Origin of the sequence: Pectobacterium odoriferum, assembly GCF_009931295.1 — a bacterium.
GTDB lineage: Bacteria > Pseudomonadota > Gammaproteobacteria > Enterobacterales > Enterobacteriaceae > Pectobacterium > Pectobacterium odoriferum.
The window spans coordinates 996,243-1,020,614 of record NZ_CP034938.1; the positions used below are offsets into that span (position 1 = coordinate 996,243).

Consider the following 24,372-nt stretch of genomic DNA (forward strand, 5'->3'; position numbering starts at 1 on the left):
ACATCGTCGATACCCCTTGTTGCTAGCGCAGAAACCTCTGCGTGACACGCGACGGAAGGTAATTGCAGGCCCTGAATATTCATTATTGTTGATGGCTTGTAGGCATAATCTTAGCGTTTCACTGTCGCACTAAACATTCTCTTTTAAGGCGCACTAGCCCTTGGGGAAAATATTGCTATGACGGTCACAAACACACCACAGTCGTGCGAAAAATACGGTGTCGTTAACCCTACGTTTATCTTCAAAATTGATTATCCATCCACTTTTACTTTACTGTCGTGCACAGTTCAAAACCGTAACTATTTTAGTGGTGGATAATTACCTGGCTAACTATCTGTATCGATACACCACTGCATGTAGAACCGTAAAATCAACCGCTAAACAATGGCATTGTAGACACAGAAAGGGGTGGTTAAATGGCTGATAGTTTCCAGAATGAAGTGCCAAAGGCACGTATTAATCTAAAACTTGATCTGCATACGGGGGGCGTAAGCAAGAAAACTGAACTTCCCCTGAAATTACTTGTGGCGGGCGACTTCAGTAATGGACAGGGATCTGCCCCACTATCTGAGCGCAAAAAAGTTAATCTGAATAAAAACAACTTTGACAACGTGTTATCCGAATTTTCCCCCTCAATAAACCTTTCTGTAGCAAATACCCTGGCCGGTGACGGTAGCGAAGACAACATCAGTCTGACATTCCAGAACATGAAAGACTTCGAACCTGAACAGATTGCCCGTCAAATCCCGCAACTCAAAGCCATGCTTGCCATGCGCAGCCTGCTCCGCGACTTAAAAGCAAACCTGCTGGACAACGCAACCTTCCGCAAAGCGCTGGAGAAAATCCTGCTCGACCCAACGCTTAGCGCTGAACTGCGCAGTGAGTTGTCTGCCCTGGCGCCGAAACAGCCATAACGGTCGCGATACTTAACGGATTAATGAAGGAAATGCTGATGTCTGTAAAAAATGAGAATGCCGCTGGTGGCGAGAGTGTGGTGCTTGAACGTCCTGCTGTTGGTGGGGTTTATGCGTCCCTGTTTGAAAAAATCAATCTGAACCCGGTGTCCGAGCTGAGTGCGCTGGACATCTGGCAGGATGCGCAGGCGATGTCGGATGCGACTGCGGATGAACGTTTAACGGCTGGGATGCAGGTTTTCCTGGAGTGCCTGACAAAATCGGGCTCAAAAGTTGAGAAGCTCGACAAAAACCTGATTGACCATCATATCGCTGAGCTGGACTACCAGATTAGTCGTCAGCTTGATGCAGTCATGCACCATGAGGACTTTCAGGCGGTAGAAAGTCTGTGGCGCGGGGTGAAATCTCTTGTCGACAAAACTGATTTCCGCCAGAACGTGAAGGTTGAACTGCTGGATATGTCCAAAGCAGACCTGCGTCAGGACTTCGAAGACTGCCCGGAAATCATCCAGAGCGGGCTGTATAAACATACATATGTTGATGAGTATGATACACCGGGTGGAGAGCCGATCGCCGCGCTGGTTTCTGCCTACGAATTTGATGCTTCCGCGCAGGATGTCGCGCTTCTGCGCAACATATCTAAAGTGTCTGCCGCAGCGCACATGCCGTTTATCGGCTCAGCCGGCCCGAAATTTTTCCTCAAGGACTCAATGGAGGATGTGGCGGCCATCAAGGACATTGGTAACTACTTTGACCGCGCCGAGTATATCAAATGGAAGTCGTTCCGTGAAACAGACGATTCCCGCTATATCGGTCTGGTGATGCCGCGTGTACTGGGCCGCCTGCCGTATGGTCCGGACACCGCACCTGTACGTAGCTTCAACTACGTCGAAGAAGTGAAAGGCCCGGATCACGACAAATACCTGTGGACCAACGCCTCGTTTGCCTTTGCGTCTAACATGGTGCGCAGCTTCATCAACAACGGCTGGTGCGTACAAATCCGTGGCCCACAGGCCGGTGGTGCCGTTCAGGATCTGCCTATCCATCTGTATGACCTCGGTACGGGCAATCAGGTGAAGATCCCGTCTGAGGTGATGATCCCGGAAACCCGAGAGTTTGAATTCGCCAATTTGGGCTTTATTCCCCTAAGTTACTATAAGAACAGAGATTATTCCTGTTTCTTTAGCGCCAACTCCACCCAAAAGCCAGCACTTTACGATACCGCCGATGCAACGGCAAACAGCCGTATCAATGCGCGTCTGCCGTACATCTTCCTGCTGTCGCGTATTGCTCACTACCTGAAGCTGATCCAGCGTGAAAATATCGGGACGACCAAAGACCGCCGTCTGCTGGAACTTGAGCTGAACACCTGGGTTCGCAGTCTGGTGACGGAAATGACCGATCCGGGCGATGAGTTGCAGGCTTCTCACCCGCTGCGCGATGCGAAAGTGATTGTGGAAGACATCGAAGACAATCCGGGCTTCTTCCGTGTCCGACTGTTCGCCATCCCGCACTTCCAGGTGGAAGGGATGGACGTCAATCTGTCGCTGGTATCTCAGATGCCGAAAGCGAAATCATAAGCAAAGGCAGGAAGCCAATGAAAACGGAACAACCGTTATGGGGCAGGGGCCAGATGGTCTCTCCCCAGCACTTCCAGCAACAGGCCGCGTATGCGTCCTGGTCTGCGGAATGCATCGCCCGACTGGGTCTCTCCCATCCCTGGGGGATGATTGATGCCACTTTCGAACCGGATGCACTGAAACTGGGCCGTCTTCAGGCCTGTCATCTGCACATTCGTTTCCCCGACGGGACGCTTATCGACACGGATAATGCCGACGATCTGCCGCCGGTGTTGGCGCTTGAGGGGGAATCACAGGACGTGGTGGTGGTTCTGGCGCTTCCACTGCTGAGGGCGAATGGCGGCAACTGCCTTAAACCCGATGAGGTGGCCGAGCGCCCTGTTCGCTATCGCCAGCGCTGGCGGGATGTCCGCAACACCTTTGGGGAAGATATCCGTCAGATTGCAGTGATGCAGCCAGAGCTGACGCTGCGTTTCGCCCATCAGAACAACAGTGATTACCTGACCTGTCCGATTGCCCGTCTGCGGCAGGATTCGCAGGGAAGCTGGGCACTCGATGAAACCTATCTTCCGCCACTGCTGACTCTGCAGGGCAGCCGCTGGCTGGTGACCCAGTTGGAACAGTTGATGACGCAACTGCGTGCCCGTCTGATTCGCCTGATGGATATGCGTCGTGAAAGTAATGAGCGCATGGCCGATTTTGCCGTGGCTGATGTGTCGCTGTTCTGGCTGCTCAATGCCCTGAACAGTGCTGAGCCAGTGCTGGGACAGTTTCAGCGCCACCCGCAAAGTCCGCCTGAGCGTCTGTATCCTGAGCTGGCAAGGCTTGCGGGTAGCCTGCTGACCTTCTCGCTGGAACATCAGGTCAGTGCTATTCCGGTCTGGCAGCATGAGCAACTGAATAACGTCTTCCCGCCGCTGTTTGATTTATTGGGCGACCTGCTGGAAGCCAGCCTGCCGTCGCGGGTGGTGGCGATTGAGCTTGAGCATGATGCCCGCCTTCACTTCTGGCAGGCCCGTCTGCATGACCCACGCCTGCGCGAAGGGGCTGATTACTACCTTTCCGTGCGTTCGCCGATGCCAGTGGCACAGTTGCAGGAACAGTTCCCGCGCCAGTGCAAGGTCGGCAGTCCCGATCATGTCAGGAGTATCGTCAATTCATCACGGGTGGGCGTCCCTCTGACGCCACTGCGTCATGTGCCGGCAGCCATTCCACTGCGTCTGGAAAACCAGTATTTCAGCCTCGATGTCTCTCATCCTCTGGCCACCGAAATGCTCCAGAGCGGCACCTGTATGTTTTACGTTCCGGGAATGCTCGGCGAGCCTGAACTTGAACTCTTTGCGGTACTGAGAACATGAATGAGCGTAAACGCGGCGCGGCCGCGTCCATTGATATTGATGCCCTGCTGCAGGACACCTGGCTGCAGGTGATCAGCCTGCGCCATGGTCCGAAGTTTCAGGATGGAGAAGGGCGCACCTTGTGGGAGCGCTGCATTGCTGATGTCGAACGTGTGCAGCGTGAGCTGAAAGCGAGCGAACTCGATGAAGTCAGCTGTCAGCATATTCTCACGGCACAGTGTGCGCTGCTCGATGAGGCGGTCAAAGGTCGCGGTGTGGAGGATGACGCCTGTGTGCAGTGGTATGACATTCCCCTGCAGGGGCACTTCCTGGGCACCATGGATGCCGGTGATACGCTGTGCGATCGGATGCGCGACGTGCTGCGTGAATCGGCTCCTGACCACGCTGTCGTGACCTGCTTCCAGCGGGTCATGATGCTGGGATTCCTCGGTAGTTTCCGCTCTCTGAACGACCCGGAGCGCCAGAAACTCGTCAACGCACTCAGTGAACATGTCACGCCGTTCAGCTATCCACAAACCCACCCGGTACTGGCGGAAAGCCGTACCGGGCGGGGAATGGGCGGCTGGCTGGCGTCATGGCCTGTGCGTATCGGCTTGAGTGTGGTGGGAGTTGCCGCGCTCTGGTGGGGACTGAGTAACTGGCTGGATCAGATGCTGCTGACCCTGCTGCCGGGAGCCGTGAAATGAGTCCTGCACAACAGCGCGGGCTTGCGCTGTGGGCGGCCCTGCTGAGTGCAGTGGTCTGCTTGGGTTTCCTGCCGGTATCTCGACTGGTTTCTGTGCTCGTTCTGCTTACCGTTCTGGGGCTTATCCTGGCGTTCTGGGCTGTCGCCAGCCGTCGTGCGGAGCATGACGTCACCCTGCGTCTGGATGACCTCCCAGAAGCCACTTACCGTCAACCTGTGGTGCTGGTCTGTGGCGATCTGCCGCTGGCCTGGCCGCAGCAGTCACCGGTGCTTACGGTCACACAGGGTTGCTGGATCCGCGTGGAGGATCATCAGGATCTGGAGCAGGCAGCCCGCCAGGTACTGTGGCTGAGACCTGACTGGGGTCGTCAGCTGTCGGTGATGGTCAGTGTCTGCCCTCAGAAACACGCCGACAACGAAGCCCTGATCAGTCGTCTGCTGGCCCTGCGCTGGCAAATCAGCCAACTGCGTAAAGAAACGGGTCATTCTGTGCCGCTGGTTCTGAATGGTCAGGTTGGCTGCGCGATGACGAATGACATGCTCTGGCAGGCGGCTATCCTGGGGGAAGGGAGGAGGGGCTGGCGTGAGTCTTCAGCACCGAGCTCAATTGCTGCATGGGTCACCACCGGTGGGTCGCCTGCGATGCAGCAACAGGTGCTGATGAACAGCCTGATGAGCTGGTTCCATCAGCACGTCAACGCTGTCTTTATGGATGAGAACCCCGATGTTCCTGTCATTGCACCTGTTGCGGTGCTGTGGGGAATGGGACCGATCCTTGCCGGAAGTCTGGCCACATCGGCCTGGACGGCGTGGCTTTCTCGTCACACTGCGATGCAGCAGGTGGCGGGCTGGCAGCCGGTGGGAACGGACAGTACGGTTGTTTCCCCATTCCCAGATTTTATCCTGCCGCAGCTGCCGGAAGGGCGAGGCCTGACGCCGCATGGGCGTACCTGGCGTTGTGCGCTCGGGATTTTCACGCTGGCGGCCATTGCTGCGCTGCTCAGTAGTGGCTGGAACAATCGCCAGTTGCAGCAGCGTGTGAGCTTCGATATTGCCCGCTATGACCGTATCCCGATGCATGATTTCGGACCCAAAGCCGACGCTGTTGCCGTCCTGCGTGACGATGCGGCAGAACTGGATGACCAGGCGCGCAATGGCGTACCGGCGCGGATGAGCCTCGGTCTGTACCAGGGGGAGCGTCTGCGAATGCTTGTGCTGGATGCGATCCGTTCCTATGTGCCCCCGCCACCGCCGCCTAAACCGCAGCCGAAACCCAAACCGGTACCGAAAATTGTCCGCCTCGACAGCATGTCGCTGTTCGATTCCGGTAAATCCGTGCTGAAAGCGGGCTCCACCAAAATGCTGGTGAATTCACTGGTCGGCATCAAAGCAAAGCCGGGCTGGCTGATTGTTGTGTCCGGGCATACCGATAACACCGGTAATCCGCAACTGAACCAGACGCTGTCCCAGAAACGTGCCGAAGCGGTACGCGACTGGATGCGTGACACCGGCGACGTGCCGGAAAGCTGTTTTGCGGTGCAGGGCTATGGCGAAAGCCGCCCTGTCGCAACCAACGACACTCCGGAAGGGCGTGCGCTCAACCGCCGTGTCGAAATCAGTCTGGTACCGCAGGCCATGGCCTGTCAGATACCCGGCAAACACCCGGTGCCATCGCAGGGTGATGGCGCATCACAATTAAATGGAGAGTAATTCCATGGCAATTCCTGTTTATCTTTGGCTGAAAGACGACGGCGGTGCGGACATCAAAGGGTCTGTGGACGTTCAGGAGCGTGAAGGCAGCATCGAAGTGGTCGCTCAGGAACATAACCTGTACATCCCGACCGACAACAACACCGGCAAACTGACCGGTACCCGTATCCACACCCCGTTCCTGTTCACCAAGGAAATCGACTCGTCCAGCCCGTACCTGTACAAGGCCGTGACCACCGGTCAGACCCTCAAGTCTGCGGAATTCAAGTGGTACAAAATCAACGACGCGGGTCAGGAAGTGGAGTACTTCAACACCAAACTTGAAAACGTGAAAGTGGTGAAAGTGAATCCGGTGATGCACGACGTCAAGGATCCTTCTTTCGAAAAGCATAACCACCTAGAGCGCATTGAACTGCGTTACGAAAAAATCACCTGGACCTACAAAGACGGCAACATCATTCATTCCGATTCGTGGAACGAACGCGCCACGGCGTAAGCCCGATGCGGATGGGATTTCCTGTCCGCAGTTTTTGCTGAGAGCCTGTCTGAAACGGGCTTTCAGCAAAGAAAACCACAAACTGCCAGCCGACCGTATGCGCTCTGGTCCCCCTTCGCGGGAAACAGCGATGGGCGGTAGCGTGTCCAGGAACCGACAAAGAGAGAGAGTCATGGAAAATCCAGCCATTCTGTTGCGACGTCTGAACCCTTACTGTGCCCGTGCGATGGACGGCGCGGCGTCGCTCTGCCAGACCCGTGCCCATGCGGAAATTTTGCCGGAGCACTGGCTGCTGAAGCTGCTCGAACAAGGGGAAGGTGACCTGACGGTGCTGGCACGTCGTTACGAATGGGATATGGATGCGCTGTGGCAGGCGTTGCTCGGCTGGCTGGATAATCAACCGCGTTCGGTACGCCACCGCCCGCAGCTGTCTGACGCCATTCAGACCCTGATGCAGGAGGCCTGGATGCAGGCCTCGCTTGCCGGAGAGGAGCGTATCCGCAGTGTGCACCTGCTGATGGCGCTGGTCGATAAGCCAAAGCTGGCTCGCTGTGACGGACTGTGGCCACTGCTGACGCTGGGGCAGAGTCAACTGGAACGTCTTCGCCCGCTGCTGGATACGCAGTCAGACGAACGGCCGGATCTACAGCTGGAAGCCGGGCTGGGCCAGGATCACGGCAGTGAGGTGGCGTTTGTGAGCCGTCCTGCGGGTGCAGAACTGAAAGAGGGGGAACTGAACCCGGCGTTACAGAACGCGCTGGATAAATTCACCCTCGACGTCACTGCCAAAGCCAAAGCGGGCAAGATTGATCCGGTGTTCGGCCGTGATACGGAAATCCGCCAGATGGTGGACATCCTCTCCCGTCGGCGCAAGAACAACCCGATCCTGGTCGGTGAACCGGGCGTCGGCAAAACGGCACTGGTCGAAGGCCTGGCGCTGCGTATTGCCGAAGGCAATGTACCGGAATCCCTCAAACCGGTTATCCTGCGCACCCTTGACCTCGGCCTGTTGCAGGCGGGCGCCGGCGTGAAAGGCGAGTTCGAACAGCGCCTGAAAAACGTCATCGATGCGGTGCAGCAGTCGCCGGTGCCGGTTCTGCTGTTTATCGACGAAGCCCACACTATCATCGGCGCGGGTAATCAGTCAGGGGGCGCGGACGCGGCGAACCTGCTAAAACCGGCGCTGGCCCGCGGCGAACTGCGCACCATCGCGGCGACCACCTGGTCCGAATACAAGCAGTACTTCGAACGCGATGCCGCGCTGGAGCGCCGCTTCCAGCGGGTGTTGGTGGACGAGCCGGACGATGACACGGCGTGTCTGATGCTCAGGGGCCTGAAATCCCGCTATGCCGAACATCACAGCGTGCACATCACCGACGATGCGGTGCGTGCCGCGGTCACCCTGTCCCGCCGTTACCTGACCGGCCGCCAGTTGCCGGACAAAGCCGTTGACCTGCTGGATACCGCGAGCGCCCGGGTGCGTATGAGCCTCGATACGGTGCCTGAACAAATTGTGCGCCTGAAAGCACAGCTGACCGCACTGGCGCTGGAAGAGCAGGCGCTGCTGGAAGATATCGCCGCCGGCAGCAACCGTCATGGTGGCCGACTGGGTGTGATTGAGCAGCAGCGGGCTGAACTGGACGCGCGTATTCAGGAGCAGGAAGGCCGATTCAGCAATGAAAAGGCGCTGGCACAGCAGCTGATGGCCAGCCGTCAGGACATCAGCCAGCAGGCTGAAATTGCTGACCTGCAACAGCAACTGGAGCAGGCGCAGCAGGGCGATGTGCTGGTTCAGGTGGATGTGGACACCCGCACGGTTGCCAACGTGATTGCCGACTGGACCGGCGTACCGCTGTCTTCCCTGATGAAAGACGAGCAGACCGAACTGCTGACGCTGGAAAATGAAATTGGCAGCCGTGTCGTCGGCCAGGATGTTTCCCTTGAGGCCATTGCCCAGCGCCTGCGCGCGGCGAAGACCGGACTGACGTCAGAGAACGGCCCGCAGGGCGTGTTCCTGCTGGTTGGCCCGAGTGGTGTGGGCAAGACCGAAACCGCGCTGGCGCTGGCGGATGTGCTGTACGGTGGTGAAAAATCGCTGATTACCATCAACCTGTCTGAATATCAGGAGCCGCATACCGTTTCCCAACTGAAAGGCTCACCGCCGGGCTATGTTGGCTACGGTCAGGGCGGTATTCTCACCGAAGCGGTACGCAAGCGCCCGTACAGCGTGGTGCTGCTGGATGAAGTGGAGAAAGCGCACCGCGACGTGATGAACCTGTTCTACCAGGTCTTCGACCGCGGCTTTATGCGCGACGGGGAAGGGCGTGAAATCGACTTCCGTAATACCGTCATTCTGATGACTTCCAACCTCGGCAGCGACCCCCTGATGCAACTGCTGGATGAACAGCCAGACGCCACCGAAGCAGACCTGCACGAACGGCTGCGCCCGATATTGCGCGACCACTTCCAGCCGGCGCTGCTGGCCCGCTTCCAGACTGTGATTTACCGGCCATTAGCCGAAGCGGCGATGCGCACCATCGTGGAAATGAAGCTCGCACAGGTCAGCAAGCGCCTGAGTCGCCACTACGGCCTGACCACGCATATCGAAGAGAGCCTGTATGACGCGCTGACCGCCGCCTGCCTGCTGCCGGATACCGGGGCGCGCAACGTCGACAGCCTGCTCAATCAACACATTCTGCCGGTGCTGAGTCAGCAGTTGCTGACTTATATGGCGGCGAAACAGAAACCACAGTCGCTATGCCTTAGCTGGAGTGAGGAAGCGGGTATCGGGCTGGAGTTTGACCGGATACAAGGAGTGAATGCATGAGTACCAGCCTCCCGATAAGATTCAGCCACAACCATCACAGGCTTTCGGTGAAGGGATGTGCAGCCGAGCTCGATGTACTGGCGTTTGAAGGCGATGAAGCCCTGAGCACGCCGTTCAGTTACCGTATTGAATTCACCAGTGGTGACCATGCCATCAGCAAAGAGATGATGCTGATGAAAGCGGCCTCCCTGACGTTGCTGGCCCCGGAAGACCTGGGATACGGCATCAAAATGCAGCAGGCCGTGCGAACCCTTCAGGGGTGGTGAGCGGTTTTGAACGTCTCAACACCTCAAAGGATGAAACCCATTACGCGCTGACGCTCCAGCCCCGCCTGGCGCTGCTTAATCGGTCGCACCAGAACGCGATTTATCAGGACATGTCGGTGCCGCAGATTGTGGAAAAAATCCTGCGCGAGCGTCACAACCTGCGCGGTCAGGATTTTCTGTTCTCCCTGTCGCAGGAATACCCGCGCCGGGAGCAGGTGATGCAGTACGGCGAAGACGACCTGCACTTTATTACCCGCCTGCTGGGTGAAGTCGGCATCTGGTTCCGCTTTACCACGGATACGCGTCTGAACATCGACGTCGTGGCGTTCTACGACGGTCAGCAGGGGTATGAAAAAGGCCTGATGCTGCCATCGATTCCGCCGTCGGGCCAGCATTCGGACGGAGTGGACGCGGTCTGGGGCATGGAGAGCCATCATCACGTGGTGCAGAAGCAGGTCAGCGCCCGCGACTACAACTACCGCCAGGCGACGGAAGACATGAACACCCAGGTCGATGCGACCCGCGGGGATGCGACCACCTACGGCGATGCCTATCACTATGCGGATAACTACCTGACAGCGGGTAATACCTATGACCGCAATCCGGCACCGGAGTCCGGGGCGTTTTATGCCCGCATTCGTCATGAGCGCTACCTGAATGGCCAGACGCAGACCCGTGCCATCACCAGTTGCCCGACCCTCTCTCCGGGTCAGGTAGTGAAAGTCACCGGCGGGTACGAAGTGGCGGAGACCTTCAGCAAGGGCATGGTCATCACGGCGATGCACAGCCATGCGCGGCGTGATGAAGATTTTGGCGTCAGCTTCGACGGTATTCCGGACAGCACGGATTTTGGTTTCCGTCCTGAGCCTGGCTCACGCCCGGTGATGGCCGGTACATTACCGGCCCGCGTCACCAGTACCACTGAAAATGACACCTACGGGCATATTGATAAAGACGGCCGCTATCGCGTCAACATGCTGTTTGACCGTGATAACTGGGAGACCGGGTTCGAGAGCCTGTGGGTGCGCCAGTCACGCCCCTATGCCGGCGATACCTACGGCCTGCACCTGCCGCTGCTGGCGGGCACCGAAGTGGCGATTGGCTTTGAAGACGGCAACCCGGACAGACCGTACATCGCCGGCGTGCTGCATGACTCGGCACATGGCGACCACGTCACCATCCGGAACTACAAACGTAACGTTCTGCGCACGCCGGCGAACAACAAAATCCGCCTCGATGACAGTCGTGACCAGGAGCATATCAAGGTCTCCACCGAGTACGGCGGCAAGAGTCAGCTGAACCTCGGGCATCTGGTGGACAGTGAGAAGAAAAAACGCGGTGAAGGTTTTGAGCTCAGAACCGACAGCTGGGGAGCCATCCGGGCGCAGAAAGGGATATTTATCAGTGCTGATGGGCAGGCAAAGGCGCAGGGGGATGTGCTGGAGATGCAGCCAGCGATCAGTCTTCTGAAAGGTGCCGTTAATCAGATAACTGAATGGGGAAGCATCACCCAGACGCATCACAATTTTTCCCCTGATACGGATCCGCTGAGCGAGTTTGTTAACGGAGCCAGTGAACTGAAAGAAGCGGCTTTGCTAATGAGCGCACCGAAAGGGGTCGCCGTCGTCACACCTGAAACCACGCTATTGCACAGTGGTAAAGGGTTGTACCTCCAGAGTCTGGGGGAAATTAACTCGACGACGGCGCAGCGATATTCGGTCAATGCCAGCAAGGCAATTTCTTTGCTTGCTCAGCAGGAAGGAATGCGTCTGGTTTCTGCCAAAGGGTCACTGGAGGTGGCGTCTCACGCTGACATGCTATCTGTCACTGCACTGAAAGACATTACGGTGCAGTCAACTCAAGGGCATCTGCAACTGACGGCGAAAAACGGCATCACGATCGGTTGCGGTGGCGCATATATCCGGCTAACTCCGCAAGGGGAAATTGAAATTCACGGACCCGCCTTGTTGAGCCTGAAAGGTCAACACAGCCTGCAGGGGCCGGCCAGCGAAGATTTTCCGTTACCTGACCTGCCATCCTCTGTCTGCAAAGAGTGTCTCAAGCGTGCACAGGAACTGGCGCAGGGCTTTGTGCCGAGGGAAGCGTAAATATGGATAACACTACTATTTGGTTGGATAAGATCCAGGAGACTTGCCAGCATATTAGCCAGGGTAATATCGATATCATTATCGATCAGTGCGGTATTAACGTTTCTGTCATACCGGCACTTTCCGGTTTTTCCCCTGCGATAAAATGGCAGTCCCTTTATCAGGGATTGCCGGAAAATATTTATCCTGAAGATGCGCCTTTGTTGGTGCGTATTGAATTGAGTGATATTCAGCAGGTGCAGTGGCTGTACGCGCTGGCTCATGAAGCGGCGGTAACGGCACCGTTACTGGTACTGAGTTCATCCTGGCCATTTGAAGCGTTGGCTGGTTGGCTAACACGCTGCGTGGATGCACGACATGAAGGGCGGCCAGGTATCTTTCGCTTCTGGGATACGCGTCTGTTCTCGTTTTTATTCACCCATGTTCTCGATAGTGAGCAGACAAATCAGCTACACAGACCCGTTCTTTTTTGGAGCTGGCAGGACAGAGATGGAAAACCAGCATTGCTTGAGGGAAATGGGGCCGGTTTGGATGAAGATGAAGCTTGTGAACCAACTATGTTCACTGACAGCCAGTTTGAAAGCCTGATGTGTTTGTGCGATGCAAAACAGTTTCTGGGATATCAGCCGTTGCCTCAGGGGTTGTTCAACTCGGAAGAGATAGCGTTTACTGCCTGTTTTGAAGCGATGTTATCCGCAACGCATGAAAAAATTCTGTTTGATGATAAACGTGATAAGTGGGTGATCAATTATCTGGCTGAACAGAGAAAGCCTACAATATGATATCCACATAACCAGCCAACAGAAGCCGAGAGCGCCAGCAACACCCAGGCAACTTGAAGTAGGGTGGGTATAAACGGTGTTCATCCGTCTTTATCAAATAATGGATATAATGTATGAAAAAATCATTTTATTAACTTTAGCACAAGTGTTTCTTTTGGCTATATTAATAATTTACTCGGTGGTAGGTTTTGTTTTTTTTTATACGGAGAATATCTTAGGTCTGGGTATGCTGCTTTACTTCTTATGGCTTACATTGTATTTTTTTCTGCTTTTTTCAATCGGGTTGAATACAATTATTATAAGCGGGACTTACAATAGATTCCCGTTGTTTGTGAAGCATTGCTGGCTATGTGTCTTGCCATTTATCTCACCATTGGGATGTGGATTTTATTTTTTATTTAATTGGTGATTTTTTAAATATCATAAGATCTTTAAAAAACATAAAGAAAAGGTCGAAAGACTTTATTTTACTAAGCTGAGCGGAGTTAGGGGTTAATTGAAGATCTCATTTTAATGAGTAATTGATGGTATTAATAAATGGCATGATTGTTCTGAATAATATATAGCGAAATGGAGCAGGTATTATCTCTGGATAGTGACGATCAATAAAATTTACCACTATCAGGGTGGCTACGGCAATCCGAATTACCCGATTAAGGATCCGATTCAAATGGAGGAGCCAGCAGTATGTCCAAAATAAATTCATCCCTTTTAATGCTGATAACCATGGCGTTGTTACTCACTGGCTGTGACCGACCTGCTGAAGCCGGGAGTGTCAGCGGCGGTGGCGGCACCATTAAAGCGATAAACCACACCCACTGGGCGATAAATCAGTTCAGCGTTGATGGGCAGTCCGGTATCGATATTATTGGCCCATATCAGGGCGGCGGTGGGGGCTGCTGTTACGGTGTTCCGCCTAAATGGCAGCCCGGTATGACAGTAAAAGTGGACTGGGAAACGGGAGAGGCGTCGACAAAAGATTTCCCAGGCTTTAAGGACAACGTTAAATATTTAATTTGGGAAAAAAAATAAAGGAAAGTCATCGCGAGCATAGCCAAATCGTTCCATTACCGGATTATACCGGGCAAAAGACCTGCGGCATTACCGTTCATTTTTTACCCTGCGATCAAATAAAAGTCACCACCAGCTGTGACGGCTACGGCAACCCGAATTACCCGATTAAGGATCCGATTCAAATGGAGGAGCCAGCAGTATGTGCAAAATAAATTCATCCCTTTTAATGCTGATAACCATGGCGCTGTTACTCAGCGGCTGTGACTGGCCTGCTGAAGCCGGGAGTGTCAGCGGCGGTGGCGGTACCATTAAAGCGATAAACCACACCCACTGGGCGATAAATCAGTTCAGCGTCGATGGGCAATCCGGTATCGATATTATTAGCCCATATCAGGGCGGCGGCGGCGGTTGCTGTTACGGTGTTCCGCCTAAATGGCAGCCCGGTATGACGGTAAAAGTGGACTGGCAAACAGGGGTTGGCTATTCAATGGATTTCCCTGGGTATGAAGATCGAGCTAAATATTTGGCATGGGAAAAAAATTGATTCTCAAAGTCGTCAGCTTAGCCAAATTGTCCCATTACCGGATTATACCGGGCAAAAGACCTGCGGCATTACCGTTCATTTTTTACCCTGCGATCAAATAAAAGTCACCACCAGCTGTTACGGCTACGGCAATCCGAATTACCCGATTAAGGATCCGATCCAAATGGAGGAGCCAGCAGTATGTGCAAAATAAATTCATCCCTTTTAATGCTGATAACCATGGCGTTGTTACTCACCGGCTGTGACCGACCTGCTGAAGCCGAGAGTGTTAGCGGCGGTGGCGGCACCATTGAAGCGATTAACCATACCCACCGAGCGATAAATCAGTTCAGTGTCGATGGGCAATCCGGGATCGATATTATTGGCCCTTACCAGGGCGGAGGCGGGGGCTGCTGTTACGGCGTTCCGCCTAAATGGCAGCCCGGTATGACGGTAAAAGTGGACTGGCAAACGGGTGTGGCTTTTGCCAGCGATGTCCCTGAAATTCCAGAGCCACAACGTCCTAACGCTAAGGCTTCTCATCAGGTATGGCAAGCATATTTTGATGAAAAAGAAGTGTGGTATAAAAAAATCAAAACGCTCAATAGAGAGCATACAAAAATAGTACCTGTACCCGACTATACCGAGCAGAAAACCTGTGGAATAAAAGTCCACTTTTTACCCTGCGATCAAATAAAAGTCACCACCAGCTGTTACGGCTACGGCAATCCGAATTACCCGATTAAGGATCCGATTCAAATGGAGGAGCCAGCAGTATGTGCAAAATAAATTCATCCCTTTTAATGCTGATAACCATGGCGCTGTTACTCAGCGGCTGTGACCGGCCTGCTGAAGCCGGGAGTGTCAGCGGCGGTGGCGGTACCATTAAAGCGATAAACCACACCCACTGGGCGATAAATCAGTTCAGCGTTGATGGGCAGTCCGGTATCGATATTATTGGCCCTTATCAGGGCGGGGCGGGGGCTGCTGTTACGGTGTTCCGCCTAAATGGCAGCCCGGTATGACAGTAAAAGTGGACTGGCAAACGGGGGCTGGGGATATGGAAGGATTCCCGGGATTTGGGGACGATGCTAAATATTTGGCATGGAAAAAAAAAATGAAGGCGCAGAACCGGGAACATAGCAGGATTGTTCCCTTACCCGACTATACCGGGCAAAAGACCTGCGGTATTACCGTTCACTTTTTACCCTGCGATCGGATAAAAGTCACCACCAGTTGTAACGGCTACGGCAATCCGAACTACCCGATTAAGGATCCGATCCAAATGGAGGAGCCAGCAGTATGTCCAAAATGAACCCTGATTTAGCCTGGTATCCGCCAGAATTTCCCCAACAGGGGCGATTGCCGACTCAAGCCTCGCTGGTGGGGCAAAATTGTAAGCAACAGGACAGCCACGAGCTGGCCTATCGTAATGAGCTTTGCATGGCTGCTGGCCGCCTGGTCGAGCCACCATGTTGTAAAACCCTGCATATCAGCCTGTTTTTTGATGGTACCGGTAATAATCTGAATAACGATCTTTATCTTGCTGACCCTAAACATCCGACCAATATTGCCCGCTTATTCCGCGCCACTATTGGCCAGGGGTATGCCGGTGGCGTGCAGGGGCATAGCGAAGAGCTGGTTGATTTAGCCGGAACCGCAGGCAATAAATATTATAAGTACTATATTCCCGGCGTCGGCACGCCGTTCCCGGAGGTGTCAGATCTGGATTACAGCATATCTGGCATGGCGGCTGCCCGTTATGGAGAAGAGAGAATTAACTGGGGGTTAATTCGTATTATTGATGCGCTAAGGCGTACGCTGGGGTTGCCTGAATTATCCGATGATGAAAGCTGGCAAGCGGTAGAGGCCATGACCCCACGTATTGGCTCTCCCGCACCTCTTGGCCCCAGGCTGCGCCTGACAGAATTTCAGCGGTTGTTAAAAGAGCTGGTACCAAACCTGAAGCTGGCACTGAGCCAGCCGGAACCCGGTAAGCCAAAGCTGTTGGGCATTAAGCTTTATGTTTACGGCTTTTCCCGCGGGGCGGCGGCAGCGAGAGCGTTTATTAACTGGCTGGTTAAACTGCTGCCCGGCGGTTTTAGAAAAGACGCTAAGCCAGAGCTCTGCCTGACGCTGGAAGCGGCCGACTGGAAAATTCCGCTGAGCGTCGAATTTCTCGGGCTGCTGGATACGGTGGCGTCCGTCGGGCTTGCCCATATTGCCCCCATCGCGGAAGGTCATATGGGCTGGGCCGATGGTGCGATGGAACTGCCCGATAACGGCCTGATTAAACATTGTGTGCATTTAGTCTCTGCCCATGAGCAGCGGCTCAGCTTCCCGCTGGATTCTATTTGCCGCCATGATGGCACCTACCCCTCTTATGCAACAGAAGTGGTTTACCCCGGTATGCACTCCGATATTGGCGGTGGTTATCCACCAGGAGATCAGGGTAAAGCAATTAGTGATGATGATATTTATTTATTATCACAGATTGCTTTGCATGATATATATGCATCGGCATTTTTTGCAGGAGCACCATTGAAGGTTCCTAAGCAAGTATTGCCTCCTGATTTTACCAAAGATATTTGGCGAACGATGCCTTTTGATCTGGGTGGTGAATTTGAAATATCCTCAGAAATAATTAAAAGATTTAATTCTTGGCGTGAATTAACATTAAATATCTCATCATCTCAGAAAGAAATAAGCGACGAAGATGCAGCCAAATACGTTCCTGAACGCGCACCCGTCAATATTATTAACGCGCTGGATGACCAGATTGCCTGGATAACCGCATGGCGCATAGGCCGCTATGCGCACGGCACTTATAAAATGCAGCGTTTTTATAAAGATTCAGCGGCAAACGGAATGAATAAAGACAGTGACCCTAAAGTACGCGCAGAGTCCGAAAGAATACGCGATGAAAAACAATGGGAAATAACAAAAATCCGTCTCAAGATGCGTGAGTCATCTAAAAAAGATAGCTATATTCCCTTCCCTCCCGGGCAAAAAGATTTCGAGCCCGCCATAGCGCAAACGCAACTCGGTGAGGCCGCTGAGGAGTTTCGTGCTGACTATCAGGTAAAACGCCGAGCCCAGACAGGAAACTGGGTATATTCAGGTTCGGAGATATTAAGTAACCTCGTTTATACCTTCAGCGATGATGATGCTGCCAGAGAATACAGACAGATAAAAAAATCGGCTAACGACAGGTTTGATTTGCTATTTCCCGCCCAGGGAGAAGGCAGTAATGTGCAACAGCCTGGCGGGCTGGTCAGGGCACTGTTTGACGATCAGGTCCATGATTCCAGAGCCTGGTTTTTGCATGCCATGTTGTCGGCGAGGGAGCCGTGGGGCAGTTATTTTCTCTATCGGATGATCTATTTTGGTGAGCTATTGAGTAAAAATATCACGCCACTGGTAAAATTTGGCCGCTATATTGACAGGGGATTTAAAGACGTCGTTCCTTATGGAAGTTTATATATTGAAAAAGTTAAGAGGTATACGGGTGGCAGCGATGAAGATTCTATTCCCGAGATAAAACAAAATATTTCAGTGATAAATAACCCCACCGATATTCCTGTTGCCATGGTGTCTGATTTTCCTTCTCAGCCTGCATTGACAAATGAACCCGCAGAAATCATTGCGCACCGGCAAAAATCACGGGAAGCAGAAAAACTGGCAAGCACTAAATCGACGATAGCCTCCCTGTGGTCTTAATTGGCACAGGGGTGATGTCTGGCTTTGGTTTGAAGCCAAAATAGCGGTTCAGTAATACAAGGAGTTCGGATGAAACAAGTGATACGTGAGGGGGATGGTTTGCGTGAATATGGTGGCAAAGTCCTGGCAGGACATTACCTTTGTTTTGGCAAAGGTATTGCGACTAAAGGCGATCCCGTTAAATGTAATAAACATGGAATGACGACCATTGCTGAAGGCTGTGCACTGTCAAAAATTGATGGTCAACCTGTCGCGCTTCACGGACATCGCTGCGCCTGTGGTTGCTCGCTGGTGAGCTCTTTTCCCGATTGCAGCATCGCGCAATGAGGCCGCTCCCTCATTTTCCTGACTATCACGTCGCGAAACCGCCAGCAGCAAAGCGCTGGCTGGGTACGATGGCGCTGCTGGTTCTGTTCGCAGGGGCAGGCATTGCGCTCTTGCGTGGAGCGAATACGGGTGTCGGTATCATCCTTGCAGGAATGCTCTCCACAATGCTGTTCATCAGTTTTTGCTGGCTCTTTTCTCTGCTTTATTACCGGTTCTCTGTTCACCACTCGGCCACCTGGCAGCAGGAGGTGGCTGAAGTGCATAACCACTGGTGGTATCAGCACCGCCGGCATTTTTCTCTGCAGGACGTAGTGTTGATTGGTCCTGCCGGTGCCGAAAGGGTTGACTGGTTGCGCCTGCTGCAGCGTGAACAAAAGCCGCCTGTTGAACGCCAGGAGGCGAACGGTTTGGCGCTGCGCGTTGCACGAATCTTTTCTCCTGATGTTAGCGAACGTGAACATCAACTAGTCCGAATGCTGGTACTGCAGTGGAAAAACCAGCGAGAAGGTAAAAAACTTACCTCACCGCAACGCTGTTTCTGGCTGGGCAGTGAAAGTGCCTGGCAGGTATTCTCTGATCAGGCGATGAAATCGTTCCCCGGAATTACGCTTCCTGCAACACCGGAATTCTGGCAGGGGGAAAATACGTTGTCTGGTATTGCTGCCGCTCTGAGCGCGGATGAAAACGGCACTGAGTATCTTATTGCTGGATGTCAGTCGGAACCCGCATCTTCGCAAGCGCAGCGAGCAGCCGGAGAAGCGGCGGTACTGTGGCTTGCGGGTTCTGATGGGCCAGTCATGTTATCCCGGGGCGAGTTTTATGACCCTTGCGCCACGGAGTCACTGGAACAGGTCTGTGAACGGGCCCAGAGGCAAAGTGAGCTTGATGCATCACCTGATACCTGCATGCTTTTTTCTCATCCAGAACAACCTGCTCTGGCGGTCAGTGGCTGGAACATGACCCACCATTTACAGGACAACTACTGGGGATATACAGGAAAACTGGATGCCCTGATTGTTATCTCCCTTGCTGCCATTTATGCGCAGAGCCAGTCACAACCCTGTGGCTGGATAGCCACGGATTTTTTACATCCCCTAGCCCTTGGAATTGTTAAACCTCATGGAAACCAGCAAGGATAAACTTCAGAACGAAGGAGTTTCTGTCGCGTTTACCGTCGTGCTCGCCGCTGTAGCGATCACGTTTCTTATTTTACTGGGAGGATTGATTTACTGGTTCTTTGTAGAGGACCACGTGGTGGAATGGTCGGTTATCTACCCTGTTCTGCTGGTCAGTGGTCTTATCTGGATTGCGTTGGCATGTGTGGTTTCTTTGGTTTTTCTGGCGATACATCTTTGGATTGTCAGTCGGATTAAGCGTTCATCAACGCTGGAACAGCATTCCCTGGCAAAGAAGAGAAAGATAAAACCTCTGCCGTTGGTGAGCGAGATAGCGCGTACTTTATGCAAACGCCATGGCTGGTTTTGGCGCCGTAAAACCCGTTTGCTATTGGTTACCGGAGAACCGGACGCCATCGACCAGCTTACCCCCGGTTTACGGGAAAATCAGTGGCTGGAAGGTCACCGTACCGTTCTGATTTATGGCGGGAGTCTGACGGCAGAAATTGATGCAGAAAATATACCGCGCTGCGTAAACTGCGCCGCGGGCGTCCTCTGGACGGGATTGTCCGTGTTATGCCTGAGTCGCTTAACCTGACATCACAAATCAGTGATAACGATTTACGCGGGCTGGAAAAAATCGGTGAGCTGCTGCGTTATCAGCCGCCCGTCTGGCTGTGGCAACTCTGCGACAGCGACTGGTCGCAGAACGGACGCACTGAACAGGCGGTGGGCGCATTCTTCCCACTGCGTGCTAAACCCGATGATATCACTCGCCAGTTGGAAAACCTGCTGCCTGCACTGAATGCTCAGGGCATGAGTCAGGTGGTTGAAAACAACAGTCACGACTTCCTGTTAAGGCTGGGCCAGCACCTGAATGCGGGGGGCATTGCCCGCTGGACACAACAACTGACACCCTGGCTGTATGCCAGTCAGCAACGCGTTCCGCTGCGGGGTCTGGTGTTTAGCCTGCCAGAAGCGGCTTCAGCGGACGGCGAAAAAGCGGCTGACGAAGCCGGCATGCTCTTCTCTTCTTCCCACAGACATGCGCTGGCTCTTCCTGCACGCTGGCAAGGGGTGACGGACGACTGTACCCGCGTACGCGGTCGCCGCGTCGGCATGGCCTGGGAGCGTACGCTGGCCTGGGCAGTATTGACCGTACTGGGGGGATGGGCCGCAGGTTTGCTGCTGTCGTTTGCCGTCAACCGCCAGCAAATTGTCTCGGTGGCCGTAAAATCTCACGCGCTGGTTGAGCATCCTTCGGTATCAGACCAACAGCTAACGGCGCTGCATGATTTGCGCAATGACGCCGGGCGTCTTAAATATCGTGTTCAGGAAGGATCTCCCTGGTATCAGCGTTTTGGTCTTGACCACAATTCCCGGCTGCTTGCTGCCATGCTGCCCTGGTACGGTGTTGCCAGTAACCGTTTGATCCGCGACCCGGCAAATGAGGCGTTACAGCAAAAAATCAGCAGGCTGGCCAACCTGCCACCGGCCAGCCCACTGCGCGGCGAATTGGCGAAGACCGGCTATGACCAGCTGAAAGCCTGGCTGATGATGGCTCGTCCGGATAAGGCCGACGGTGCGTATTACGCGCAGACCCTGAAAGCCGTGCAGCCAACGCGGATGGGTATCTCAACCGGCCTGTGGCAAAGCCTGTCGCCGGATTTGTGGGCCTTCTACATCAACGAATTACCGAAGCAGCCTCAGTGGAAAATCACGCCGGATGCCGGGCTGGTGGCGCAGGCACGTCAGGTGCTGTTGGAACAAATTGGTCGTCGCAATGCGGAAAGCACGCTGTATGAGAACATGCTCAAATCCGTGCGTCGTAACTTCGCCGATGTCTCTCTGGAAGACATGACCAGCGGCACCGATGCGCGGCGACTGTTCACCATCGGGGAGGTGGTGCCGGGCATGTTCACCCGCCAGGCATGGGAAGGGGGCATTCAGCAGGCTATCGAAAAGGCCGCAAACTCCCGCCGGGATGAAATTGACTGGGTGCTGAGTGATTCCCATCAGGCTGTATCAGCTGACCTGTCGCCGGAAGCCCTGAAAGCGCGTCTGACGCAACGTTACTTCACCGACTTTGCCGGCAGCTGGCTGAGCTTCCTCAACAGCCTGCGACTTAACCCGGCAAACAACATTGCGGACGTCACCGACCAGCTGACGCTGATGAGCGATGTCCGCCAGTCGCCACTGATTGCCCTGATGAATACCCTCGCCTGGCAGGGACAGACCGGCCAGCAAAGCGAAGGCCTTTCGGATTCCATCATCAAATCGGCTAAAGACCTGGTAGGCGGAAAAGACAAACCTGCGATTGACCAGTCTGCGTCAGGGCCGCAGGGGCCACTCGATGAAACTTTTGGCCCCCTGCTTCAGCTTCTGGGTAAAAACAAGGGCAGTAACGTCATGTCGGCTGACAACTCACTGAGCCTGCAGACGTATCTGACCCGCATCACCCGCGTGCGTTTGCGTCTGCAACAGGTGGCCAGCGCCTCTGACCCGCAGGCGATGATGCAGACCCTGGCGCAGACCGTGTTTCAGGGCAAAAGCGTGGACCTGACCGACACCCAGCAGTACGGCAGTTTGATTTCAGCAAGCCTTGGCGAGGAGTGGAGCGGATTTGGCAGCACAATGTTTGTGCAGCCGCTGCTCCAGGCCTGGGAGACGGTGCTTCAGCCGTCGGCGGCGAGCCTGAATGACAAATGGAACCGCTCCGTGGTGGCGAACTGGCACACCGCCTTTGACGGGCGCTTCCCGTTTGCGGCGAGTAAAAGTGATGCCTCCCTGCCAATGCTGGCTGAGTTTTTGCGTAAAGACAGCGGACGTATTGAGCGTTTTCTGACGACAGAGCTCAGCGGTGTGCTGCACAAAGAGGGCAGCCAGTGGGTACCGGATAAGGTCAACAGCCAGGGGCTGACCTTTAACCCTGCCTTCCTGAAAGCGGTGAACCAACTCAGCCAGCTTTCCGACATTCTGTTTACCGATGGAGCGCAGGGTATCAGTTTTGAGTTGCAGGCACGGCCGGTACCGGAAGTCGTGGAAACTCAGCTCACTATTGATGGTCAGGCGCTCCATTACTTTAATCAGATGGCCGACTGGCAGTCGTTCCGCTGGCCGGGAGAGACGTACAAGCCGGGAACCATGCTGACCTGGACCACGGTCAACGCTGGTGCGCGCCTGTTCGGAGATTACAGCGGGACCTGGGGCTTTATTCGCTGGCTGGACCAGGGCAAGCGCCAGCAGCGTGACCGCAGCCAGTGGATGATGAGCTTTACCGCCCCGGACGGACGGACCCTGCAGTGGGTCCTGCGCTCACAACTCGGGAAAGGTCCGCTGGCGCTACTGGAGCTGCGCGGTTTCACGCTGCCGGATCAAATATTCAGTGTCGACAGCGCGGCCACCGCTCAGGCGCTGATGGCCAACACTGGAAACAGTGACATGGATGGAGTCGAATAATGAGCATTTTGCAGAATCTGGTCACCGCCTGTCAGGCTGACGATACTCAGTTGCGGCAACAGGCGCAGCAAGGCGATGTGCTGTACGGTGGATGTGGACACCCGTACGGTTGCCAACGTGATTGCCGACTGGACCGGCGTACCGCTGTCTTCCCTGATGAAAGACGAGCAGACCGAACTGCTGACGCTGGAAAATGAAATTGGCAGCCGTGTCGTCGGCCAGGATGTTTCCCTTGAGGCCATCGCCCAGCGCCTGCGCGCGGCGAAGACCGGACTGACGTCAGAGAACGGCCCGCAGGGCGTGTTCCTGCTGGTTGGCCCGAGTGGTGTGGGCAAGACCGAAACCGCGCTGGCGCTGGCGGATGTGCTGTACGGCGGTGAAAAATCGCTGATTACCATCAACCATACCAAATGGGCGATTAACCACTTCAGCGTCGATAACCAGTCGGGTATCGACATTATTGGCCCGTTTCAGGGTGGCGGTGGCGGCTGCTGTTACAGCGTGCCCGCCCGATGGACGCCGGGTATGGCGGTGCGTATTGACTGGGAAACCGGGCAGGGTTCATCCGCTGGTTTCCCAGGCTATGCAGATGAGAAGAAGTTCTTAGAGTGGGCTAGGAATATTAAGGCTCAAGAACGTCAGCACAGCAAAACCGTCCCGCTCCCCGACTATAACGGCCAGGATGTTTGCGGTATCACGGTGCACTTTTTGCCCTGCGATGACGTAAAGGTGACAACCAGTTGCTGGTCGCCGAGAAATGCCAACTACCCGATAAAAGAGCCCATCAGGATGAAGGAGCCAAAAGTATGTCCGAAATAACGGAAACCGATTTAGCCTGAGCTCCGCTGCCATTTCCCCTTTAGTCCTGCTTCTATAAGGAAAGTCAGATGAAACATTTATTGTTAAGCCCGCTGCTGGCGGGATTGCTGCTGTTAACCGGCTGTTCGCAGCCTGCCGCTCAGGCCGCAGGCGGTGGAGGCGGCGGCACCATTGACGCCATCAACCACACCAAATGGGCAATTAACCACTTCAGTGTCGATAACCAGTCGGGTATTGACATTATTGGCCCGTTTCAGGGCGGCGGAGGGGGCTGCTGCTACAGCGTGCCCGCCCGATGGACGCAGGGTATGGCGGTGCGTATTGACTGGGAAACCGGGGTGGGGGATATGGATGGATTTCCCGGTTATCAGGACAGAGAAAAATATCTCGCCTGGGCCAGGAAAATGAAAGCCCAGAATCGTCAGCACAGCAAAACCGTCCCGCTCCCCGACTATAACGGCCAGGATGTCTGCGGTATCACGGTGCACTTTTTGCCCTGCGATGACGTAAAGGTGACAACCAGCTGTTACACCTACGGCAGTCCGTCCTACCCGATAAAAGAGCCCATCAGGATGAAGGAGCCAAAAGTATGTCCGAAATAACGGAAACCGATTTAGCCTGAGATCCGCTGCCATTTCCCCTTTAGTCCTGCCTCTATAAGGAAAGTCA

General features: G+C 54.4%; 16 protein-coding genes and 4 pseudogenes. All 20 read left to right on the top strand.

What is annotated here, in order from left to right; all coding sequences use genetic code 11:
* Window positions 1-416 precede the first annotated feature (416 nt).
* Window positions 417-914: a type VI secretion system contractile sheath small subunit gene (gene tssB / locus EO763_RS04475; protein WP_161528220.1), complete on the top strand. Its 498-nt coding sequence runs from the start codon at window positions 417-419 to the stop codon at window positions 912-914.
* Window positions 915-946: 32 nt separating this feature from the next.
* On the top strand, window positions 947-2,494 hold the full coding sequence (gene tssC / locus EO763_RS04480; protein ID WP_161528221.1) for a type VI secretion system contractile sheath large subunit: 1,548 nt from the start codon (window positions 947-949) through the stop codon (window positions 2,492-2,494).
* A 17-nt stretch (window positions 2,495-2,511) separates the two neighbouring features.
* A complete protein-coding gene (tssK, locus tag EO763_RS04485) occupies window positions 2,512-3,852 on the top strand; it encodes a type VI secretion system baseplate subunit TssK (RefSeq protein WP_161528222.1) in 1,341 nt (446 codons plus the stop codon).
* The gene (tssL, locus tag EO763_RS04490) at window positions 3,849-4,538 is read left to right on the top strand and encodes a type VI secretion system protein TssL, short form (protein ID WP_161528223.1); all 690 of its coding nucleotides are present in this window, start codon (window positions 3,849-3,851) and stop codon (window positions 4,536-4,538) included. Before tssK ends, tssL begins: the two co-directional genes overlap by 4 nt.
* The gene (locus tag EO763_RS04495; RefSeq protein WP_161528224.1) at window positions 4,535-6,247 is read left to right on the top strand and encodes an OmpA family protein; all 1,713 of its coding nucleotides are present in this window, start codon (window positions 4,535-4,537) and stop codon (window positions 6,245-6,247) included. Before tssL ends, EO763_RS04495 begins: the two co-directional genes overlap by 4 nt.
* 4 nt (window positions 6,248-6,251) lie before the next feature.
* Window positions 6,252-6,743 carry a type VI secretion system effector Hcp gene (gene hcp / locus EO763_RS04500; protein ID WP_103184900.1) on the top strand — a complete coding sequence of 164 codons (492 nt, stop codon included), beginning with the start codon at window positions 6,252-6,254 and terminating at the stop codon, window positions 6,741-6,743.
* Window positions 6,744-6,915: 172 nt separating this feature from the next.
* A complete protein-coding gene (gene tssH, locus EO763_RS04505) occupies window positions 6,916-9,570 on the top strand; it encodes a type VI secretion system ATPase TssH (protein ID WP_161528225.1) in 2,655 nt (884 codons plus the stop codon).
* A pseudogene (locus EO763_RS04510) lies at window positions 9,567-11,944 on the top strand (type VI secretion system Vgr family protein). The gene tssH and the pseudogene EO763_RS04510 overlap by 4 nt, the downstream one beginning before the upstream one ends.
* 2 nt (window positions 11,945-11,946) lie before the next feature.
* Window positions 11,947-12,726: a toxin Tle1 chaperone Tla1 gene (gene tla1 / locus EO763_RS04515; RefSeq protein WP_161528226.1), complete on the top strand. Its 780-nt coding sequence runs from the start codon at window positions 11,947-11,949 to the stop codon at window positions 12,724-12,726.
* 687 nt (window positions 12,727-13,413) lie between these two features.
* Window positions 13,414-13,952, top strand: a pseudogene (gene tli1a, locus EO763_RS04520) (Tli1a family immunity protein).
* Window positions 13,940-14,284 carry a DUF3304 domain-containing protein gene (locus tag EO763_RS23890; protein WP_425281355.1) on the top strand — a complete coding sequence of 115 codons (345 nt, stop codon included), beginning with the start codon at window positions 13,940-13,942 and terminating at the stop codon, window positions 14,282-14,284. The pseudogene tli1a (EO763_RS04520) and the gene EO763_RS23890 overlap by 13 nt, the downstream one beginning before the upstream one ends.
* Window positions 14,244-14,477: a DUF3304 domain-containing protein gene (locus EO763_RS23895; RefSeq protein WP_425281356.1), complete on the top strand. Its 234-nt coding sequence runs from the start codon at window positions 14,244-14,246 to the stop codon at window positions 14,475-14,477. The genes EO763_RS23890 and EO763_RS23895 overlap by 41 nt, the downstream gene beginning before the upstream one ends.
* Window positions 14,465-15,052, top strand: a complete 588-nt coding sequence (gene tli1a / locus EO763_RS04530) for a Tli1a family immunity protein (protein ID WP_161528227.1) — start codon at window positions 14,465-14,467, stop codon at window positions 15,050-15,052. The genes EO763_RS23895 and tli1a (EO763_RS04530) overlap by 13 nt, the downstream gene beginning before the upstream one ends.
* A pseudogene (gene tli1a, locus EO763_RS04535) lies at window positions 15,040-15,578 on the top strand (Tli1a family immunity protein). Before tli1a (EO763_RS04530) ends, tli1a (EO763_RS04535) begins: the two are co-directional and overlap by 13 nt.
* Window positions 15,566-17,983 (top strand): T6SS phospholipase effector Tle1-like catalytic domain-containing protein, encoded by a 2,418-nt coding sequence (locus EO763_RS04540; protein ID WP_161528228.1) that lies wholly within the window; start codon window positions 15,566-15,568, stop codon window positions 17,981-17,983. Before tli1a (EO763_RS04535) ends, EO763_RS04540 begins: the two are co-directional and overlap by 13 nt.
* A gap of 69 nt (window positions 17,984-18,052) precedes the next feature.
* Window positions 18,053-18,310: a PAAR domain-containing protein gene (locus EO763_RS04545; protein ID WP_103165004.1), complete on the top strand. Its 258-nt coding sequence runs from the start codon at window positions 18,053-18,055 to the stop codon at window positions 18,308-18,310.
* 68 nt (window positions 18,311-18,378) lie between these two features.
* The gene (locus EO763_RS04550; RefSeq protein ID WP_244322061.1) at window positions 18,379-19,449 is read left to right on the top strand and encodes a hypothetical protein; all 1,071 of its coding nucleotides are present in this window, start codon (window positions 18,379-18,381) and stop codon (window positions 19,447-19,449) included.
* Window positions 19,430-22,884: pseudogene (locus tag EO763_RS04555) on the top strand (ImcF-related family protein). The gene EO763_RS04550 and the pseudogene EO763_RS04555 overlap by 20 nt, the downstream one beginning before the upstream one ends.
* Window positions 22,885-23,232: 348 nt before the next feature.
* Window positions 23,233-23,703, top strand: a complete 471-nt coding sequence (gene tli1a, locus EO763_RS04560; RefSeq protein ID WP_425281362.1) for a Tli1a family immunity protein — start codon at window positions 23,233-23,235, stop codon at window positions 23,701-23,703.
* A 68-nt stretch (window positions 23,704-23,771) separates the two neighbouring features.
* Window positions 23,772-24,305, top strand: a complete 534-nt coding sequence (gene tli1 / locus EO763_RS04565; RefSeq protein WP_161528229.1) for a T6SS immunity phospholipase A1-binding lipoprotein Tli1-KP — start codon at window positions 23,772-23,774, stop codon at window positions 24,303-24,305.
* Window positions 24,306-24,372: the final 67 nt, after the last annotated feature.

Coding starts and splice junctions, on each gene's coding strand:
- tssL (WP_161528223.1), top strand. CDS start 3,849: ATGAATGAGCGTAAACGCGGCGCGGCCGCGTCCATTGATATTGATGCC.
- EO763_RS23895 (WP_425281356.1), top strand. CDS start 14,244: ATGAAGATCGAGCTAAATATTTGGCATGGGAAAAAAATTGATTCTCAA.
- tssK (WP_161528222.1), top strand. CDS start 2,512: ATGAAAACGGAACAACCGTTATGGGGCAGGGGCCAGATGGTCTCTCCC.
- tssC (WP_161528221.1), top strand. CDS start 947: ATGCTGATGTCTGTAAAAAATGAGAATGCCGCTGGTGGCGAGAGTGTG.
- tla1 (WP_161528226.1), top strand. CDS start 11,947: ATGGATAACACTACTATTTGGTTGGATAAGATCCAGGAGACTTGCCAG.
- tssB (WP_161528220.1), top strand. CDS start 417: ATGGCTGATAGTTTCCAGAATGAAGTGCCAAAGGCACGTATTAATCTA.
- EO763_RS04545 (WP_103165004.1), top strand. CDS start 18,053: ATGAAACAAGTGATACGTGAGGGGGATGGTTTGCGTGAATATGGTGGC.
- tssH (WP_161528225.1), top strand. CDS start 6,916: ATGGAAAATCCAGCCATTCTGTTGCGACGTCTGAACCCTTACTGTGCC.
- EO763_RS04495 (WP_161528224.1), top strand. CDS start 4,535: ATGAGTCCTGCACAACAGCGCGGGCTTGCGCTGTGGGCGGCCCTGCTG.
- tli1 (WP_161528229.1), top strand. CDS start 23,772: ATGAAACATTTATTGTTAAGCCCGCTGCTGGCGGGATTGCTGCTGTTA.
- tli1a (WP_161528227.1), top strand. CDS start 14,465: ATGTGCAAAATAAATTCATCCCTTTTAATGCTGATAACCATGGCGTTG.
- EO763_RS23890 (WP_425281355.1), top strand. CDS start 13,940: ATGTGCAAAATAAATTCATCCCTTTTAATGCTGATAACCATGGCGCTG.
- hcp (WP_103184900.1), top strand. CDS start 6,252: ATGGCAATTCCTGTTTATCTTTGGCTGAAAGACGACGGCGGTGCGGAC.
- EO763_RS04540 (WP_161528228.1), top strand. CDS start 15,566: ATGTCCAAAATGAACCCTGATTTAGCCTGGTATCCGCCAGAATTTCCC.
- EO763_RS04550 (WP_244322061.1), top strand. CDS start 18,379: ATGGCGCTGCTGGTTCTGTTCGCAGGGGCAGGCATTGCGCTCTTGCGT.